Here is a 15,487-nt window from a genome sequence, read left to right as displayed (position 1 = left end):
GCGATTTTTGGTTACTTGTGACCAAAAGGAATTAAGCAAAAAAGCTGAAAAAGATGACAGCAAAAATGCCACTGGGGACAGATGAGAGCAGGAAATAAAAGGTCCAGCTAGTGCAATGAGACCAAATGCAAGGTACTCAGCATAATTGCCAGCTTGATCGATGTTCCCAGTCGTTATTGCTATGATCAAACATAGAATCTGCAAAGCTGCGCCAAAACCAAGTGCTTTAAGAATGAGAACCACCCGCTGCTTTTGGGATAATTTAACTGTAATTACGTGAAAAAGCGAAAAAGGTTTCAATAAGATTAAATCTTCTTAACAAAAGTAACCCGGTCGTTTCCTTTTCCATCATAATTAGAAGTCACATCGATTCCATCCACCATTTTATCTCCTTTTTCAACCGCAAAACCTAGCTTCGTGTGGAAGGAGATTGAGCCTTTATTTACAGGAGAGGTAATGCATCGAATCGTATCGCATCCTTTTTGTTTTACGGTTTGAAAGAAATGGTGGTATAATTCGCGGCCCCATCCATCGTTTATGACCGTAATAACTTTGAGGTAATCTTGCTCTTGGACATTTCGGATTTGCATCATGCGTGCCTCCTTATGAACATGCTCACTGTGATAAGTCTTTCTGCTCTGGCAATTTTTCCCAGACAACAATGATTAACGTTGCAATAGGGCCGAGGAATAAAGAGAGAAAAAACCAATTAAGACCGCTACGATTTTTTCCTTGAGCTAGTCCAGCGTTGATGAGGGCCAATGTACCCCAACCAACAAAATATTGATCTTCCATTTTCGAATCTGCCTCCAATGTTCAACCATTACTCGTATCATATACGTAATGAAGAAAATAGAGTTGCTAAGAATTTTACAAAATGTGTATGACCAAACCAAAAATGGCCAATCGAAAACGAAGGGCCACTAAGAGAAACGAATTCTACTTGGTCGAGGTGTCAGTCTGTTTGTCGGCTCTGGTCCGGGAACGGAAGGGGTTCCCTGAACCATTGCATCAGGCGTTTTGATACTCGGCTATTTATACAAAATATCATCCCGCAGAGACTCTACTTTGCTCAGAGCATCGGCAATATCTTCTTCGCTGACACCAAAGTGAGTCAAGGCAGCACGCAAATGCGTAACGATGGCATCAAAATGAATGGGTTGCAGATTCATCCCTTCGTGAACCTTTGCCATGGAGTGTCCTGTGTATTGATTTGGACCACCAAGGGCATAACTGATGAACTTTGTTTGGTGTTTACGCTGTTTTTCCATATCCGTGTTTTTGAAAAAGTGGTTCACGGTATCATCAGCTAAAACTAAATCATAAAAGTAATCCACTACTTTTGCGACCGTATCTTCCCCACCATATTTCTCGTAAAACGTGCTCATTATTGGCCCCCTTAGGACGTTTGTTTCCCTTATAATTCCACGATTGATGGAAACTTATTAAAGAAAAGCCCGCAAGCTGATGCCGATTGCATTTCGACGTCAGCCTGCGGACTAGATGCATGCCATATGCGCTTGTTTTAGCCAACTTTCCTGATCACTTTTGAATTTCCACCTGAACTGATAATGATCCATCCTTCAGGAACAGGCGAGGCTTGCAGTACCTCAATCTGTGTTCCGTTAGGAGCACCATTGACATTTCTGATCACATTCGATCCTCCATAGGTTCGAACCATGATCCATCCTTTTGGGATAGGAGAAGCGAGCATCACTTCTACCTCCGTGCCGTACGAAGCACCATCAACATTTCTGATTACATTCGATCCTCCAAAGGCTCGAACCATGACCCATCCGACTGGAATAGGCGAGGCGAGCATCACCTCTATCTCCGTACCATAAGAAGCACCGTTTACATTCTTGATTACATTCGATCCTCGAAAGGCTCGAACCATGACCCATCCGGTTGGGATAGGCGAGGCGAGCAGCACCTCTACCTCTGAGCCATAAGAAGCACCATTCACATTCCTGATCAGGTTCTGCGTTCCTAAAGTTCTAACGATAACCCATCCGGCTGGAATAGGTGAGGTAAGCGACACCCAGATTTCTTCACCGTACATGGCGTTTCTGATTTTTTTATTGGAAGCGTAGGTGGTTGCCTTTTCCTGTGTAGGAAGAGCTGCCCCTTGGGCTTGTGTGGCTAGAGAGGGTACTACGATGACTGAACTTAATGACAGGATAATAAGTGCTTTTTTAAACATGAGCATCAACCTTTCTGAAATGGTGAATGTTGTTTAGAAAACCATCATCGAGCCGTAGTGAAGTGTTGTATATTTCTAAAAATACTAATTTATTACATTTTATACGATTATCCTTTTGATTACTTTAGGAGATATTGTCGAATGCTAGGCAAAGTTGACGATATGTTGAACAGCCATGAGAAAAGCAAATGACCCTCTCATCAGTTGAGAGGGTTGAGGGAAGGGTAGATTGTTCGCGTGCGGAGCGAAATGGAGAGTATTCCTATTTCATAAAGCTTAAAGCTACACCAATGGAATAAGGTACAAGCCATAGAATCCATACGATTAGGCTAAATTTATGGAACTGCTTGATTTGATGTTCATTCTTTTTCCATAGAACGACACAGGCCCACACTGTATGGAAAAACATCAAGATCAAAGCGATCAACCCGGTAATGCCATGCAAATTTAAGCTGGAACCGTCTGCGAGCAATTTCATAAACGTTGTTCCGATCGTGTCGAATACTAAACCCAAACCAAAAAAGATAAGGTGTTTCGACTTTAGCCTTCCTGAACGTTTTTCGCCCCATACCCCAATCGTATAGGCAATGAGAGCAAGATTTATAAAAACCACGGCTGCTGCTAACACGTAAGATCATCTCCTGTTCATTTCTTTTGACTACGCTTGTAAGTGTAATCGTTGAACATGAACATAAGATGAACAACTGTGCAGTAATACTTAACAAAATGCTGCATAAGGAAAGTATTCAAAATAAAAGGGTACCGATGCCCCTCAAATGAGGAGCACCGGTACTGCAAAGCTAGCTGTCTAGATGTGAAGGACCATCAGCATGAAACAAGTGTTTCAAGATCGCTTGACTCACTTCGGTCACTGGCTCGAAAATAAAAGCAACCAGGTGTTCATGTGGCTCCAGATAGTAATTCCTGTAGCCGAGCTGGATTAACTCCCGATTGAGTCGCGCTGCATCTTCGAAACTTGCATAGAAATACAGATGCTTGGTCATGGTAATCACCTCCTTCCGCACTAAAACGTAGCAGAAGGAGTAGAATCACACCAACGATTACGACCTTGATTTCCAATTGGAAAAGGAAAAAACCCTTATTTATATAAGGGTTCTGGTGTACTCATCGTACGACACTCATGGAGAGCACTGCTCCACTTAACCATGATTCCGCAAAAGCATGTTGGCTACCCGATTTATTCGAGAATACCCAAATGCCAACGTTAAAGGTGTACTGGTGCCCCGGAGACATTGTGAAACTGAGGCTTGGTGGATTGGTCACATCAACGTAACCGGATGATTCATAACGACCGCCACCGTTTCCATGTACACTTTCGCTGAACAGCTTCCCACTCGCACTGTTGACCAGTTGCCCGTCCTTCAGTACGGTCAACTCTGTGCCTGCCTCAACCATAACACTATCCGCAGATTCAATGCTAGACAGTTGCCACTTGGGTACAAAACGTCGAGCGGCGTATCCTGTTGCGGTCACTTCGCGATCTGTGGAGAGCATTATGCCAAAACCCGCATGTGCAGCTATGAAGCCTGGGGCACCCATTCCACCTTCCCCTGATACAGCTCCTGTTCTGGCGATTAAACCGACTTCACCTGTTTCGTTATTGAGGTTCTGGAAAGTGGGAGGACTTCCATCTGGGAGAAACCAGCTCCATGTGAAATCAAAAGGGGGGACAATAGCCAGCGTCCGAATGTGGGCAGTATCAGGAATGTTCTGGTCTATAGACTGTAGGTTAGATCGATCATCTTGTGCATTGACACTTGTCTGTACTTTCGACTTCGATGTATCAGTGGCAAGGGTTTGTTCAACTTTCTTTTCGAAGCTTGCGATGAGTGTGGCAATAGAACGCTCAGCGGCCTGACGTAGTTCGGGTTGCGTCACATTTTCACGAAATGAAATATGCGCATTCGGAGGCAGGCCATTAACGGACATGCGATGTTTCTCAGTCGTGTGAATCTCCTCCTATTATCAATCAGCTAAAATGTATCGTTACCATAAAGGAGGAACACGATACCGAGCCAGACCGACATTATATTTGCGGTTTTGAAAATAACCACATAAAAAAGTAATGCCCAATACAGTGAACAGAATTAAAACAGTGTTAAATACGAATACTTCCTTGATATGCAAACTCATGATGATGCCGATCATGCATATTCCAGTGCTATCCAGGTTGTACCGAGTGAGTCTATATGTGTAGATTCTATTTGCAAGTTGAGCCAAAGCAAAGGCAACAAATATGTAAAGGGTAATATCCACAAGGACATCCCTCCCTAAGAGAATGGGATTATATGTAAATCATACCACGGAGGGACCATTCTTTTACACAATACCTGATTGGTTAAACGCAAATCTTTTTTACGAATTGGATGAGAGGAAATAACTACTTAGAATCCGAAGAAAAAATAAGAAAAACCCTTAATAAATAAGGGTTTTTCCTTTCTCATAGTCTGTTCGCTTTACCGATTATCTACTTTCTCTGGATACATATCATGATTCATCATCCGATGGCTCGCCATCTCCTCGTACTTCGTCCCCGGTTTTCCGTAGTTGCAATACGGATCGATCGAGATGCCACCACGCGGAGTGAACTTGCCCCATACCTCGATGTAGCGCGGGTCCATCAGCTTGATCAAATCGTTCATGATGACGTTGACACAATCCTCATGGAAATCGCCGTGATTGCGGAAGCTGAACAAGTACAGCTTGAGCGATTTGCTCTCTACCATTTTGATGTCAGGAATGTAACTGATATAGATCGTCGCGAAGTCTGGCTGACCGGTAATCGGGCACAGGCTGGTGAATTCCGGGCAGTTGAATTTTACGAAATAATCACGGTACGGATGCTTGTTGTCAAAAGACTCTAGTACGCTCGGGTCATAGGAGTAGTTGTACGTTGTGCCTTGATTCCCCAAAAGAGTGAGGGAGGATAAATCGCGTTCTTGTTGATGTGCCATATGAGTACAGTCCTCTTTTCTTCCATGAGAGTAAAATATCGTTTACACGCCTCGTTTATTGCCCCAGACAAGCGCATGTAGTTGGGGCAGAACCTTCGCGTCATTCATGTCAGGTGTCGCCATCGCCTGATCGATTAGCCATTCAAAGCTCTCCAACAGTTTATCCCGAAGCCGAGGTGTATCAGCGTCCGACAGATCACTGTTTCCTGGCTGCAAGTAGAAAGGTACCTCTGGAAAACGCTGATGAATCGTCTGTGCATAGGCAAAGTCGGCGTCATCGAAAACAACCACTTTCAGGCTAAGTCCTGGATGTTTTTGTTCCAAAAGCTCGTGTACAATTCGATCAAGTGCTTGAAAATCTGTTTCCATCCCGGAACTAGGCGGCTTCGGTGAAATCGTAATGTCGTCAATCAGTGGAAGCCATGCTTGCCACTTGCTGCCTTGTGTTTCGATTGCTGTGCGAATGCCATGCTCCTTCAACAGTGGGATTAAGTCGCCGATGCCAGGCAAAAGCGCAGGATTTCCCCCGGAGATTGTGACATGGGAAAAACGGTCCCCGCCTAAACGGGTAAGCTCCTCCCAGATCGCCTCAGGTGACATTTGCTGAATTTCATCGCGGGCAGATCCATCCCATGTAAAAGCGGAGTCACACCAGCTGCAACGATAGTCACAGCCAGCTGTTCGCACAAACATCGTTTTTTGTCCGATAACCATTCCTTCTCCCTGAATCGTAGGGCCGAATATTTCCAAGACCGGGATCATTCCGTCATCCACTCCCGTCTTGCCTCTGCATAGCTGGTCGGTGTCTCGAACAGGCGAACGAACTCCACCCGAGCGCCGTTGTAGCGGTCGCGGTAGGCATCTGACTGCAATTGCTTTTCCATCTCATCGAAAATCCACACGACCATGTTTTCGGCGGTCGTATTCATCGGAGGGAGCATTTCATTCAGATAGCGATGATCCAAATAAATTTCGATGTGCTCTTTCCAGATTTGCTTGATGTCACCGAAATCGATCACGAGTCCGATCTCGTCCGGAAAGCCGCTGATGCCGAAGACAACCGTGTACGTATGGCCGTGGAGGTTTTTGCACTTTCCTTCATAAGCGTGCAGATGATGTGCCGCGTCAAAAGTAAATTCCTTGCTTACCAAAACGCGTTTGTTATGGTAGCGAAGCTGTGATTTTTGAATATGGGTACCCAGTGCCTGCATGCGATCGACGATACGAAAATCAAAGTTCGCGCTCATCAGGCTTGTTCTCCAGGTTGATTTTTCTCGGAAAGATAAGTGTCCAGTCCGGCTTTTCGCAGGTGGCAGGCAGGGCATTCGCCACAGCCGTCTCCTTTGATGCCGTTATAGCAGGTGAGGGTTTTTTCGCGAATATAGGTGAAGGCACCCAGATCGTCCGCCAGCTTCCACGTTTGTGCTTTGTTCAGCCACATTAGAGGCGTGTGAATCACAAACGGATAGTCCATCGACAAATTCAATGTCACATTGAGTGATTTGATAAAGGCGTCACGGCAGTCGGGATAACCGCTAAAATCCGTTTCGCATACACCGGTAACCAAGTGACGTGCTCCTCGTTGCTTGGCGAAAACGCCCGCAAAGGAAAGGAACAACAAGTTGCGTCCGTCGACGAACGTGGATGGCAATTGGCCTTTTTCCTGGGTAATGTCAATATCTGTGCGGGTGAGTGCATTGGGCGCGAGCTGGTTTAACAGGCTCATGTCCAATACGGAGTTTTTGACGCCGAGCTCTGCGGCAATTTGCTGGGCGCATTCGATTTCCAGCTTGTGTCGCTGCCCGTAATCAAACGTGAGGGTTTCTACTTCGCCGAATTGCTCTTTCGCCCAAAACAGGCAGGTAGTGCTGTCCTGACCTCCGCTAAAGACGACAACGGCTTTTTCCTTTTTCATTGCTCTCCATCTCCTTTTAATGATCGAAGAAAGAGAGTTCTTGAACTTTCCTGCAAAAAAACAAAAACAATACCAAAGAAAGGTACTGTTATCCAGCTTAGTTTTTTATAGAGGGAGTTCGCGAACCTCTCCCGTGCAGATGCACGGATTTCTTATTTGTGGAACCCAAATGGGCACCTTGAGACATTATACAACAATCAGCGTCGAAGTGGGGGGATTATCGCTTGGAAAAAGATTGACGGATGGAGGGTGCTACTGCTAGTGTTTTTTCATAATCGATCAACATGGAGTGGAGCGGGTGATTTTGATGAGAGATGTCCCTTTCGTGGAAGAATATCGCGGCGGCATTCTGGAGAACGTACATAACGGCATCGTATGCGGCGTGAATGAAAAAGGCGAGGTGGCTTATTGGGCAGGCGATGAGAACCATATCACCTTATTGCGCTCCGCAGCTAAGCCCTTTCAAGCCATTCCCATCGCTAAACGTAAAATTGATGAAAAATTCGGACTGAACAGCAGCGAAGCAGCACTCTTTGCGGCCTCACATCGTGGTGAAGTCTATCATATGGAAGGCTTGGAGTCGATTTTACGAAAGACTGGCATTCAGGAAGACGAATTGCTTACTTGCCCGACTTATCCGCTCAACGAGGAGCCGAAGTCTACTTGCTTGTCCCAAGGCATAGAAAAACGCAGGCTCTTTCATAACTGTGCGGGAAAACATTTGGGGTACTTGGCGCTGTCGAAGGATCAAGGATATTCCACTCATGATTACTATAAGGCAGAGCATCCAGCGCAACAGGAGGCATTGGAGGTGTTTGCCAACCTGGCTGACTATCCAAAAGAGCAGGTTCAGCTAAGCGTTGACGGTTGTGGCTTTCCGGTTTTTGCGCTGCCACTCAAGCACCTGGCGATTGCATATCTAAAGCTCGCTTGCCCGGATCTGATTGAGGATCACGTGACACGAGAGGCAGTAGGGAGAGTGACAGGCTGGATGACGAGCAGTCCCGAGATCATTGCCAGTCACAACTTCATCTGTACGGCGCTTTTACTGGATGAAAATATAATTGCCAAAGGCGGAGCGATGGGCGTGTACGGCTTTGCTTTGAAAAAAGAGAGACTCAGCTTCTCGCTTAAGGTACTGAATGGCTCTGAATTAGTATGGCCGCTTATTATTGCATCGATCTTGGAGCAGATTCAGTATGATAATCAGGAAACGATCGACCGACTGCATGCGCTGGCGCCAAAAGCCATTAAAAACGACAATCAGTTGGTGGTAGGGGAGAAGCGACCAGTTTTTATCTTGAACAAACGCTAAAAACGGAGGCGAAGGATCATGCTAGTGGAAGTGATTGCGACTTCAGTTGAGGATGCAAAACGTGCGGAGCAGGGCGGAGCTGACAGGCTGGAGCTCATCTCAGGAATTTTGGAGGGAGGCATTACTCCGAGCTGGGGATTGATTGACGCAGTGGTCAAGGCGGTTTCCATCCCGGTAAACGTCATGGTGCGACCGCATAGCCAATCGTTTTGCTATACAGCAGAAGAACTTGCGGTCATGCAGCAGGATGTGCGTATCATCCGTGAGCTTGGGGCAGCAGGTGTCGTATTTGGCATGCTGACTCCAGAAAATAGGCTCGATCAGCGGGGATTGGAGCTGTTGCTTGGCGAGTCAGGTGCTTTGAATGTGACGTTCCACCGTGCTTTTGATGATGCTGTGGATCAAGTCGAAGCAGCGCGTATTCTCCTGGAATATCCCCAAGTTCGTACGATTCTTACTTCTGGGGGCAAAAAAACGGCCATCGAGGGAGCTGATTGCATCGAGCAGCTCGTCAAGCTGACAGAGAACACACAGCTCACGATTTTGGCAGGAAGCGGATTGTCGCTGACTAACGTGGGAGACCTCGTGAAGCGTACGGGTGTCAAAGAGGTTCATTTTGGATCGGCAGTACGAGAAGAAGGACAGGCACTCCGATACGTCGATGCAGAGCGAGTGGCAGCCATCAAACAACTACTGTAAGCAACAACAAGCCGACATCTTATTTTTGGAGGGATGCCGGCTTGTTTTTTATTTGCTTCCGTATCCAGTAACCGACGATGAGAATCAGCGGATACAAGAATCCTTTTGTTAAATCAAAGAATGGCCAATACGTATACGTTTCGTATAAAAAAGCTCCGTTTGGAACGATGATAATCGCGATGGCGACAAATAAGATGCAAATGGGCATGGTAAGCGACTGATGCTCCTTTAAATGGAGAAGCTGCTTTATACCCACGCAGAAGCCATACATATACAGTACGACTTTGAAATAAATAGAGACAAACCACATGAGAGCCATCATCGCTTCCTGCCTTTGAAAGAACTCTCCTACATGGACTCGTTTGGCGAGGGAGTAGCTCGGAAATGTCTCACGGGAAACCAATTCCGGGCCGAGCACCAAAAGCGATAAGAAGATGACGGCAAGCAGACAAACACTACCGTAAATGGCTCCACGCAAAAAAGCAGACGTGAGCTTTTGTTTTACATCGAGGTGTGGTGTAATCATCAGAAAAATAACCAGCTCCGAGAAGGGAAAAGCCGTGACTGCAAACATTCCTCTTATGACGGGCTTTATGCCATTTTCCAAGAAGGGGAAAAGGTTCTCGAATTGGAACTGAGGGCTTAACAAAAGAAAAAACGAAACGAACGTAAGGACAAACCAGAGGAAAAAAATTTCGCTGGTCCGTGCAAAAGCTTCAATACCTAATCGAACAGCGTATATGGCGCAGGCAACGAGTAAAAACATGACAGCATGGATTGGTGTTGATTTCATGATGTGTGTGGTCATGAATTCCCCAATCGTCCGTATATAGACAGCGCCGTTGATTAATATAGCCCCCAAAAAGAAGAGAGAAAAGAGCGTGCCGAGCCAACGTCCAAATATGAGCTTGTTCTTTTCAATCAGCGTTTGTTCAGGGTAGATGCGACCGACTACACAAAACAAGTATACGATGGCTAACCCCAGTACCATGCCGAGCAATCCGGATAGCCATCCATCGTGACTCGCCTCAGTCGCAGGTACGGAAGGTAAGATCAGGATGGAGTCTCCTATGGTGATGAATGTTACGAGAATGACAAATTGACGGCTGCCAATCTTATCGGAGTTCTGCATGATGTCTCACCTTGATCCGTAGGTTTATCTTACGTATTATTTCCAAGTTCAGGATGGATAAACGAAACGGAAGTAGGTGTCGTCACTTGTCTGATTTGTTTTCGGAATAGTATGATAAAAAGAAAGGGGCAAGAAACGATAAGCCAAACAGGAGAAGGGAAGAAAAGGTGTGGAGCTGGAAAAAAGGTTGTCGGCCATTATCGGACAAGCGGAAGGAACTTGGGGTGTCGTTGTGGAGGAACAAGGCTCTGCGAACGGAACCCGTTTTGAACATGTACCAGACGAGCTGTTTATTGCAGAGAGTGTGATCAAAGTGCCGATCATGGCAGCCGTTTTCGCAGCAAGCGAGCAAGGGCATTTTCGATTGGATGATCCGCTTGTTCTACGCCAAGAGGATTTGGTTGGGGGATCGGGGATTTTGTACGCGCTATCTCCAGGTTTGAAGCTTACGATTCGCGACTTGGTGACCCTCATGATTATTCAGAGCGACAATACGGCGACAAATATGCTGATTGATTTGGTAGGAAAAGCGCAGATCGACCAGACCATGATCGATTTGGAAATGCGCCAAAGCTGTTATTCACGCAAGCTGATGATTTATCCACTCGACATCACAGAAAACAATAAGATAACTGCTGGGGATGTTGCGAGTATGCTAGCTCAAATGGCAACGGGCAGTTATTTGTCTGAGCGTGCCTGTAAAGAGATGATTGCCATTATGAAAAAGCAGCAAGTCCGTAATGGTCTGCCGTCCCAATTGCCAAATGAGGAAGAATCCAATGATCCTGCATGGGAACTACCGTGTAAATCGGGCTGGGATACCGGCAGACAGCATGATGTAGGCTTGCTGTATACGAACAATCGCTGCTTTTCCATTACGGCCTTATCCAAAGATGTAACCGCGCAATCCGCTCTGAACACACTAGGATTACTGGGAAGAGCTGTGTATGACTTCGCCACTTTGGCTGTCGATTAGTTCGGCAGCTTTTTCATTTGTTGATGGCTAAAACCTGCTTGGAGGCTTCATCGATCTCTTGCAATTCAGACGATGTCAAAGAAAAGCGCATGGCTTTGACATTTTCCTCAGCATGATGGACTTTGGAAGCGCCTGGAATCGCAAAGACCGTTTCATTATGAGCGTGAATCAACCAGTTCAAGGCGATTTGTGTAGCAGATGCATCGTATCTGTGTGCCAGCTCCTCGAGGACCGTGATGAGGGGCTGAGATTTTTTTAGCCCGGCAGAACGAAAGGCGGATGTCCATTTTCGGGGTCCTGTAATGGACTGGACAAGGGCTGGATTCTTATGAAATTTGCCGCTTAGAATCCCTTGCTCAAGCGGAGAATAGGCGATAATCGCAATGCCCAACTCTTTTGCCGTATCCAGAATCCCGTTTTGTTCGATCCTTCTGTCCAGCAAGCTGTATTTCACTTGATTGGAGATGAGACGCAGACCGTGCTCACGCAATACGCGATCGGCTTCTCGCATACTTTTGGCGGAAAAGTTACTGACGCCCACATTCTGAATCTTGCCTTGCTTGACGAGCTTGGCCATTTCATTCATTTCGCTTGCAACAGAAGACAAGGAGTAGGGCTGGTGGACTTGATGCAAATGGATGGTGTGGTTATCGAGCAAACGAATGCGTTCGTCGATTGTGTTCCCGATGCTTTTGGCGGTGCGAAGGACAGGCCACCATTTCGTCGCAATATGAGCGGAATCCGCTAGTGGTCCGGCGTCGTTTAAGGCTTTTGCCAGCATCTGTTCTGATTGACCTTTGCCGTATACTTCTGCAGTATCAAACCAGTTTATGCCCCCAAGCAAACTCGTCTGCACAATTTTTAAAACATCGTGAGGTCCAATGACAGGCCAAAACTTCCCCACCATTCCTTGTCCATTGCTGAACTGCCAGCAGCCGAGGCCTAGAGGAGAAAGCATCAGGTTTGAGCTGCCTAATTTACGCAAGACAGGTGTTTCGATTGCTCCCAAGCCACTTCACCTTCTCCCATTCTATTATTGATTTAAGATACTTTCTTCCAATACAGCATACTTGTCACCGTATTCCTTAATGATATGCTTTTCGCCCCATAAGCAGAGCGAATCGAGAATACTTTTCAAGGTCCAGCCGTACTCGCTGAGCTCATACTCCACTTTTGGCGGAACCTGATTGTAAATAATTCGGTTGATGATACCATCGTCTTCAAGCTCTCTAAGTTGCTGCGTCAGCATCTTCTGGGTAATACCCGGCATCAGTCGTTTCAACTCACTCGTACGTTTTTTTCCGTGAGTCAGGTGACACAAAATAACACATTTCCATTTACCGCCGATGACTTCGAGTGTGGCTTCCACTGATATGTTATACTTCTTCTTCACTGTTGATTTCCTCCTGAATGATAGGTACTTTTTGGTGCCTATCACACAAAAAAGTGCGTACTTTTTCTTTTTGCTAGTCTCTCTCATAATAACACTTGTCAAACGACATGAAGCACATTGGGCGACCGGAAACAGTCATCCTAACATAGAGCACAAAGATGGAGGAGAAAAGCTATGCCAAAACATTTGCAAGATACGACTACGCTGTACAACGGAGTAAAAATGCCTTGGTTGGGTCTGGGAGTTTTTAAAGTAGAGGAAGGTCAGGAGCTCGAGCTTGCTGTAAAAACAGCAATCAAGCACGGCTACCGAAGTATCGACACAGCCGCTATTTATAACAACGAAGAAGGTGTTGGCCGTGGAATCCGTGCAGGTCTGGCGGAAGTGGGCATCACTCGAGAAGATCTTTTTGTTACCTCGAAAGTATGGAATTCAGATCTGGGGTATGAGTCCACGTTGGATGCATGTGAGACGAGCCTGAAAAAACTCGGGCTGGAATACTTAGACTTGTACCTCATTCACTGGCCAGTAGAAGGAAAGTTTAAAGAAGCATGGAGAGCATTAGAGACGCTGTACAAAAAAGGGATGGTAAAAGCCATCGGGGTAAGCAATTTCCATATTCATCATGTAGAGGAACTGCTTAAAGACGCTGAGATTAAGCCGATGGTGAACCAAGTGGAATTCCATCCGCGCCTGTCCCAAGATGAATTGCGTGCCTACTGCAAAGAGCAAGGGATTCAATTCGAAGCTTGGTCTCCGCTTATGCAAGGACAGCTATTGGACAATCCGGTTTTAAAAGGAATTGCAGAAAAATACGAGAAGTCTATTGCCCAAGTCATTTTACGCTGGGATTTGCAAAATGGCGTTGTGACCATTCCAAAGTCGACCAAGGAGCATCGAATCATCGAGAATGCATCCGTATTTGATTTTGAACTGTCGAAAGAAGATATGGAAATGATTCATGCGTTGAATCAAAATCTCCGAGTAGGTCCAGACCCGGATAACTTTGATTTTTAATAGCTGACGGCAGACAAAAAACTCCTGATGATTTCAGGAGTTTTTTCGTTGAGGAAAAGGAATAAGTATCAAATGACTTCTGGCAACTGAATGTCCTCCATCGTTACCACACATTCAAATTGATTGGGGGAGTCGTGGTGAACATGCTCCTTGAGAATACCCATTTTTACGAAAAAGCGCAGGCTGGTGTAAACCGTTGAGAGTGTGATGTTCGGCATCTCGTTTTTCAAAGCATGGTAAACGTCTTTGGCTGTATAGTATTTCCGAGTGGTAAGCATAAGAAGGAGTACGGCTCTTCTCTGGATGGTTAATCTTTTTCCCAGATGCTTTACTTGTTGTGTGACACTGACAATATGCTGATCCATTACAGGTCACCCCGCTCTTAAATTATAATAATTACTATATTGTAATTATCCTTTTTAATTTGTGTGCAGTCAACTTTTTCTTTCGATATCTTATCCAGCTCTTGGCTTGCGTGTGCATGTTTCCGGGGGATGCGTAAATCTTACATAAGAGAGATGAGGAAATAGGGGTTTTCTTTTCCACCAAAACATGGTAGTGTATGTGCGGATTTTGCTTACGTGATAATGTCAGGAGTGGAACCATGTGGCACGAAAAAGACGAACTGCAATCCAGATGAACAGTCCACAGCGAAAAGTACTCGAATACGGCATGCTGGTTCTAGGATCACTAGTATTGGCAACAAGTTTCAATCTGTTTCTGAATCCAAACCAAATTGCTTCTGGAGGCGTTTCTGGGCTGTCTACGATTTTGCATAACTTGTTTGGTTTTTCTCCAGCAGTGGTGCAATGGGCAATGAATATTCCGTTGTTTCTATTAGGATTTAAACTACTCGATCGGCAATACAGTCTGAAGGCGGCGGTTGGTTCGATTGTTCTCCCGTTGTGTGTCATGCTGACCAGTCACCTGCAGCCGTTAACCACGAATCTCCTGCTGGCAAGTATTTATGGGGGAATCGGGGTAGGGCTTGGGATTGGTATCGTGTTTCGGGGGAGAGGATCGACAGGCGGTTTTTCCATTGCATCACAAATCCTCCACAAATATTCAGGATTTAGCTTGGGTGCATGTGTAGCTGTATTTGATGGACTCGTGATCTTGTTTGCAGGGATTGTATTCGATCCGGAAAAAGCATTGTATGCACTTATCGCGTTATTTGTGACCAGCAAGACGATTGATATTGTTCAGATGGGCTGGAATACATCCAAAGTCGCTTATATCATATCGAATGAAACAGATACGCTGAGAGAAACTATCTTGTATGATTTGGACCGCGGTGTCACATTGTTGGACGGTGCTGGTGGATATACCGGAGACGCGCGTAAGGTGCTCATGGCTGTGGTTAGCCAAAGTGAAGTGAGTAAGCTGAAAATCATGGTGCGTTCTGTGGACCCAGATGCTTTCATTATTTTGTGCCCTGCTCAGGAAGTGTTGGGAGAGGGCTTTCGAGCGGGATAATATTTATAGAAGAAAAGAGCGGTGGGGAAGTTGTTCCACTGCTCTTTTCTTTGTTCGATTTTTATTTTGAATGAAATTATTTTAGATTTTCTATTGCATTTAAAATTTATACGTGCTATATTAAATCTCGTGAGCGGGACACACACGAAACGCACACAACGATAACTAACAAATGCCGGTGTAGCTCAATTGGTAGAGCACCTGACTTGTAATCAGGGGGTTGTGGGTTCAAGTCCTATCGCCGGCACCACTACATAATCTGTAGTAGGAAATGAAACGAAGCGCTTAATGGCGCAAAATGCTCTTTGAAAACTGAACAGCGAAAGCGTTGATGAGTCTATCATTAAATGATTTGCCAGCTTTGAACCAGTAACAAACTTTATTGG

At 45.6% G+C, this 15,487-nt stretch carries 20 protein-coding genes, 1 tRNA gene and 1 riboswitch; of the genes, 6 read left to right on the top strand and 15 right to left on the bottom strand.

All coding sequences use genetic code 11. The features are described 5' to 3' along the window. Positions 1-305 precede the first annotated feature (305 nt). From ACQ5DJ_RS09460 to queC, 11 genes are all read right to left on the bottom strand, one after another. Positions 306-593, bottom strand: a complete 288-nt coding sequence (locus tag ACQ5DJ_RS09460) for an N-acetyltransferase family protein (RefSeq protein ID WP_429842227.1) — start codon at positions 591-593, stop codon at positions 306-308. 22 nt (positions 594-615) lie between these two features. Further along, complete coding sequence (locus ACQ5DJ_RS09455) at positions 616-795, bottom strand: hypothetical protein (RefSeq protein ID WP_039961628.1); 180 nt, start codon at positions 793-795, stop codon at positions 616-618. A 236-nt stretch (positions 796-1,031) separates the two neighbouring features. Next, on the bottom strand, positions 1,032-1,388 hold the full coding sequence (locus tag ACQ5DJ_RS09450; RefSeq protein WP_429842226.1) for a group I truncated hemoglobin: 357 nt from the start codon (positions 1,386-1,388) through the stop codon (positions 1,032-1,034). 137 nt (positions 1,389-1,525) lie between these two features. After that, complete coding sequence (locus tag ACQ5DJ_RS09445; protein WP_429842225.1) at positions 1,526-2,203, bottom strand: hypothetical protein; 678 nt, start codon at positions 2,201-2,203, stop codon at positions 1,526-1,528. A 262-nt stretch (positions 2,204-2,465) separates the two neighbouring features. Next, positions 2,466-2,831: an HsmA family protein gene (locus ACQ5DJ_RS09440; protein ID WP_429842224.1), complete on the bottom strand. Its 366-nt coding sequence runs from the start codon at positions 2,829-2,831 to the stop codon at positions 2,466-2,468. 172 nt (positions 2,832-3,003) lie between these two features. Next, positions 3,004-3,207: a hypothetical protein gene (locus ACQ5DJ_RS09435; RefSeq protein ID WP_429842223.1), complete on the bottom strand. Its 204-nt coding sequence runs from the start codon at positions 3,205-3,207 to the stop codon at positions 3,004-3,006. Between the two features lie 121 nt (positions 3,208-3,328). Next, positions 3,329-4,153 (bottom strand): hypothetical protein, encoded by an 825-nt coding sequence (locus ACQ5DJ_RS09430; RefSeq protein ID WP_429842222.1) that lies wholly within the window; start codon positions 4,151-4,153, stop codon positions 3,329-3,331. A gap of 527 nt (positions 4,154-4,680) precedes the next feature. Continuing rightward, a complete protein-coding gene (gene queF / locus ACQ5DJ_RS09425) occupies positions 4,681-5,178 on the bottom strand; it encodes a preQ(1) synthase (RefSeq protein WP_007729714.1) in 498 nt (165 codons plus the stop codon). Between the two features lie 42 nt (positions 5,179-5,220). Then, on the bottom strand, positions 5,221-5,940 hold the full coding sequence (gene queE, locus ACQ5DJ_RS09420) for a 7-carboxy-7-deazaguanine synthase QueE (RefSeq protein ID WP_429842221.1): 720 nt from the start codon (positions 5,938-5,940) through the stop codon (positions 5,221-5,223). Continuing rightward, on the bottom strand, positions 5,937-6,425 hold the full coding sequence (gene queD / locus ACQ5DJ_RS09415) for a 6-carboxytetrahydropterin synthase QueD (protein ID WP_429842220.1): 489 nt from the start codon (positions 6,423-6,425) through the stop codon (positions 5,937-5,939). The genes queE and queD overlap by 4 nt, the downstream gene beginning before the upstream one ends. Further along, positions 6,425-7,093: a 7-cyano-7-deazaguanine synthase QueC gene (gene queC, locus ACQ5DJ_RS09410; RefSeq protein ID WP_429842219.1), complete on the bottom strand. Its 669-nt coding sequence runs from the start codon at positions 7,091-7,093 to the stop codon at positions 6,425-6,427. The genes queD and queC overlap by 1 nt, the downstream gene beginning before the upstream one ends. A 91-nt stretch (positions 7,094-7,184) precedes the next feature. Further along, positions 7,185-7,228, bottom strand: a riboswitch (PreQ1 riboswitch). A 172-nt stretch (positions 7,229-7,400) separates the two neighbouring features. Between queC and ACQ5DJ_RS09405 the strand changes: the two genes are divergently transcribed. Together ACQ5DJ_RS09405 and ACQ5DJ_RS09400 are read left to right on the top strand one after the other, a co-directional pair. After that, complete coding sequence (locus tag ACQ5DJ_RS09405; RefSeq protein ID WP_429842422.1) at positions 7,401-8,408, top strand: asparaginase; 1,008 nt, start codon at positions 7,401-7,403, stop codon at positions 8,406-8,408. Positions 8,409-8,426: 18 nt separating this feature from the next. Then, positions 8,427-9,107: a copper homeostasis protein CutC gene (locus ACQ5DJ_RS09400; RefSeq protein ID WP_429842218.1), complete on the top strand. Its 681-nt coding sequence runs from the start codon at positions 8,427-8,429 to the stop codon at positions 9,105-9,107. Between the two features lie 19 nt (positions 9,108-9,126). Here the strand turns inward: ACQ5DJ_RS09400 and ACQ5DJ_RS09395 are convergent, their stop codons facing one another. Further along, the gene (locus ACQ5DJ_RS09395; protein WP_429842217.1) at positions 9,127-10,239 is read right to left on the bottom strand and encodes a GerAB/ArcD/ProY family transporter; all 1,113 of its coding nucleotides are present in this window, start codon (positions 10,237-10,239) and stop codon (positions 9,127-9,129) included. A 169-nt stretch (positions 10,240-10,408) separates the two neighbouring features. On the opposite strand from ACQ5DJ_RS09395, the gene ACQ5DJ_RS09390 reads away from it, so the two are divergent. Next, positions 10,409-11,215, top strand: a complete 807-nt coding sequence (locus tag ACQ5DJ_RS09390; protein ID WP_429842216.1) for a serine hydrolase — start codon at positions 10,409-10,411, stop codon at positions 11,213-11,215. Between the two features lie 13 nt (positions 11,216-11,228). Here the strand turns inward: ACQ5DJ_RS09390 and ACQ5DJ_RS09385 are convergent, their stop codons facing one another. Together ACQ5DJ_RS09385 and ACQ5DJ_RS09380 are read right to left on the bottom strand one after the other, a co-directional pair. Further along, positions 11,229-12,173, bottom strand: a complete 945-nt coding sequence (locus ACQ5DJ_RS09385) for an aldo/keto reductase (protein ID WP_429842421.1) — start codon at positions 12,171-12,173, stop codon at positions 11,229-11,231. Between the two features lie 75 nt (positions 12,174-12,248). Continuing rightward, a complete protein-coding gene (locus tag ACQ5DJ_RS09380) occupies positions 12,249-12,608 on the bottom strand; it encodes a winged helix-turn-helix transcriptional regulator (RefSeq protein ID WP_017251146.1) in 360 nt (119 codons plus the stop codon). A gap of 174 nt (positions 12,609-12,782) precedes the next feature. On the opposite strand from ACQ5DJ_RS09380, the gene ACQ5DJ_RS09375 reads away from it, so the two are divergent. Next, entirely contained in the window at positions 12,783-13,625 is an 843-nt protein-coding gene (locus tag ACQ5DJ_RS09375; protein WP_429842215.1) for an aldo/keto reductase, read from the top strand. Between the two features lie 68 nt (positions 13,626-13,693). Here ACQ5DJ_RS09375 and ACQ5DJ_RS09370 read toward each other — a convergent pair whose 3' ends face one another. Then, entirely contained in the window at positions 13,694-13,990 is a 297-nt protein-coding gene (locus ACQ5DJ_RS09370; RefSeq protein WP_429842214.1) for a Fur family transcriptional regulator, read from the bottom strand. 241 nt (positions 13,991-14,231) lie between these two features. On the opposite strand from ACQ5DJ_RS09370, the gene ACQ5DJ_RS09365 reads away from it, so the two are divergent. Both ACQ5DJ_RS09365 and ACQ5DJ_RS09360 read left to right on the top strand, forming a co-directional pair. After that, positions 14,232-15,101: a YitT family protein gene (locus ACQ5DJ_RS09365; RefSeq protein WP_429842213.1), complete on the top strand. Its 870-nt coding sequence runs from the start codon at positions 14,232-14,234 to the stop codon at positions 15,099-15,101. A 174-nt stretch (positions 15,102-15,275) separates the two neighbouring features. Then, positions 15,276-15,351, top strand: a tRNA-Thr gene (locus ACQ5DJ_RS09360). Positions 15,352-15,487: the final 136 nt, after the last annotated feature.

The organism is Brevibacillus sp. FIR094 (assembly GCF_050477165.1).
Classification (GTDB): Bacteria; Bacillota; Bacilli; order Brevibacillales; family Brevibacillaceae; genus Brevibacillus.
This window is presented reverse-complemented; position numbering and strand designations above follow the sequence as displayed.

What these genes read in the sequence shown, in the direction of transcription:
- ACQ5DJ_RS09460 (WP_429842227.1), bottom strand. Translation starts at nt 593, where the DNA reads ATGATGCAAATCCGAAATGTCCAAGAGCAAGATTACCTCAAAGTTATT.
- ACQ5DJ_RS09455 (WP_039961628.1), bottom strand. Translation starts at nt 795, where the DNA reads ATGGAAGATCAATATTTTGTTGGTTGGGGTACATTGGCCCTCATCAAC.
- ACQ5DJ_RS09450 (WP_429842226.1), bottom strand. Translation starts at nt 1,388, where the DNA reads ATGAGCACGTTTTACGAGAAATATGGTGGGGAAGATACGGTCGCAAAA.
- ACQ5DJ_RS09445 (WP_429842225.1), bottom strand. Translation starts at nt 2,203, where the DNA reads ATGTTTAAAAAAGCACTTATTATCCTGTCATTAAGTTCAGTCATCGTA.
- ACQ5DJ_RS09435 (WP_429842223.1), bottom strand. Translation starts at nt 3,207, where the DNA reads ATGACCAAGCATCTGTATTTCTATGCAAGTTTCGAAGATGCAGCGCGA.
- ACQ5DJ_RS09430 (WP_429842222.1), bottom strand. Translation starts at nt 4,153, where the DNA reads ATGTCCGTTAATGGCCTGCCTCCGAATGCGCATATTTCATTTCGTGAA.
- queF (WP_007729714.1), bottom strand. Translation starts at nt 5,178, where the DNA reads ATGGCACATCAACAAGAACGCGATTTATCCTCCCTCACTCTTTTGGGG.
- queE (WP_429842221.1), bottom strand. Translation starts at nt 5,940, where the DNA reads ATGATCCCGGTCTTGGAAATATTCGGCCCTACGATTCAGGGAGAAGGA.
- queD (WP_429842220.1), bottom strand. Translation starts at nt 6,425, where the DNA reads ATGAGCGCGAACTTTGATTTTCGTATCGTCGATCGCATGCAGGCACTG.
- queC (WP_429842219.1), bottom strand. Translation starts at nt 7,093, where the DNA reads ATGAAAAAGGAAAAAGCCGTTGTCGTCTTTAGCGGAGGTCAGGACAGC.
- ACQ5DJ_RS09405 (WP_429842422.1), top strand. Translation starts at nt 7,401, where the DNA reads ATGAGAGATGTCCCTTTCGTGGAAGAATATCGCGGCGGCATTCTGGAG.
- ACQ5DJ_RS09400 (WP_429842218.1), top strand. Translation starts at nt 8,427, where the DNA reads ATGCTAGTGGAAGTGATTGCGACTTCAGTTGAGGATGCAAAACGTGCG.
- ACQ5DJ_RS09395 (WP_429842217.1), bottom strand. Translation starts at nt 10,239, where the DNA reads ATGCAGAACTCCGATAAGATTGGCAGCCGTCAATTTGTCATTCTCGTA.
- ACQ5DJ_RS09385 (WP_429842421.1), bottom strand. Translation starts at nt 12,173, where the DNA reads ATGCTTTCTCCTCTAGGCCTCGGCTGCTGGCAGTTCAGCAATGGACAA.
- ACQ5DJ_RS09375 (WP_429842215.1), top strand. Translation starts at nt 12,783, where the DNA reads ATGCCAAAACATTTGCAAGATACGACTACGCTGTACAACGGAGTAAAA.
- ACQ5DJ_RS09370 (WP_429842214.1), bottom strand. Translation starts at nt 13,990, where the DNA reads ATGGATCAGCATATTGTCAGTGTCACACAACAAGTAAAGCATCTGGGA.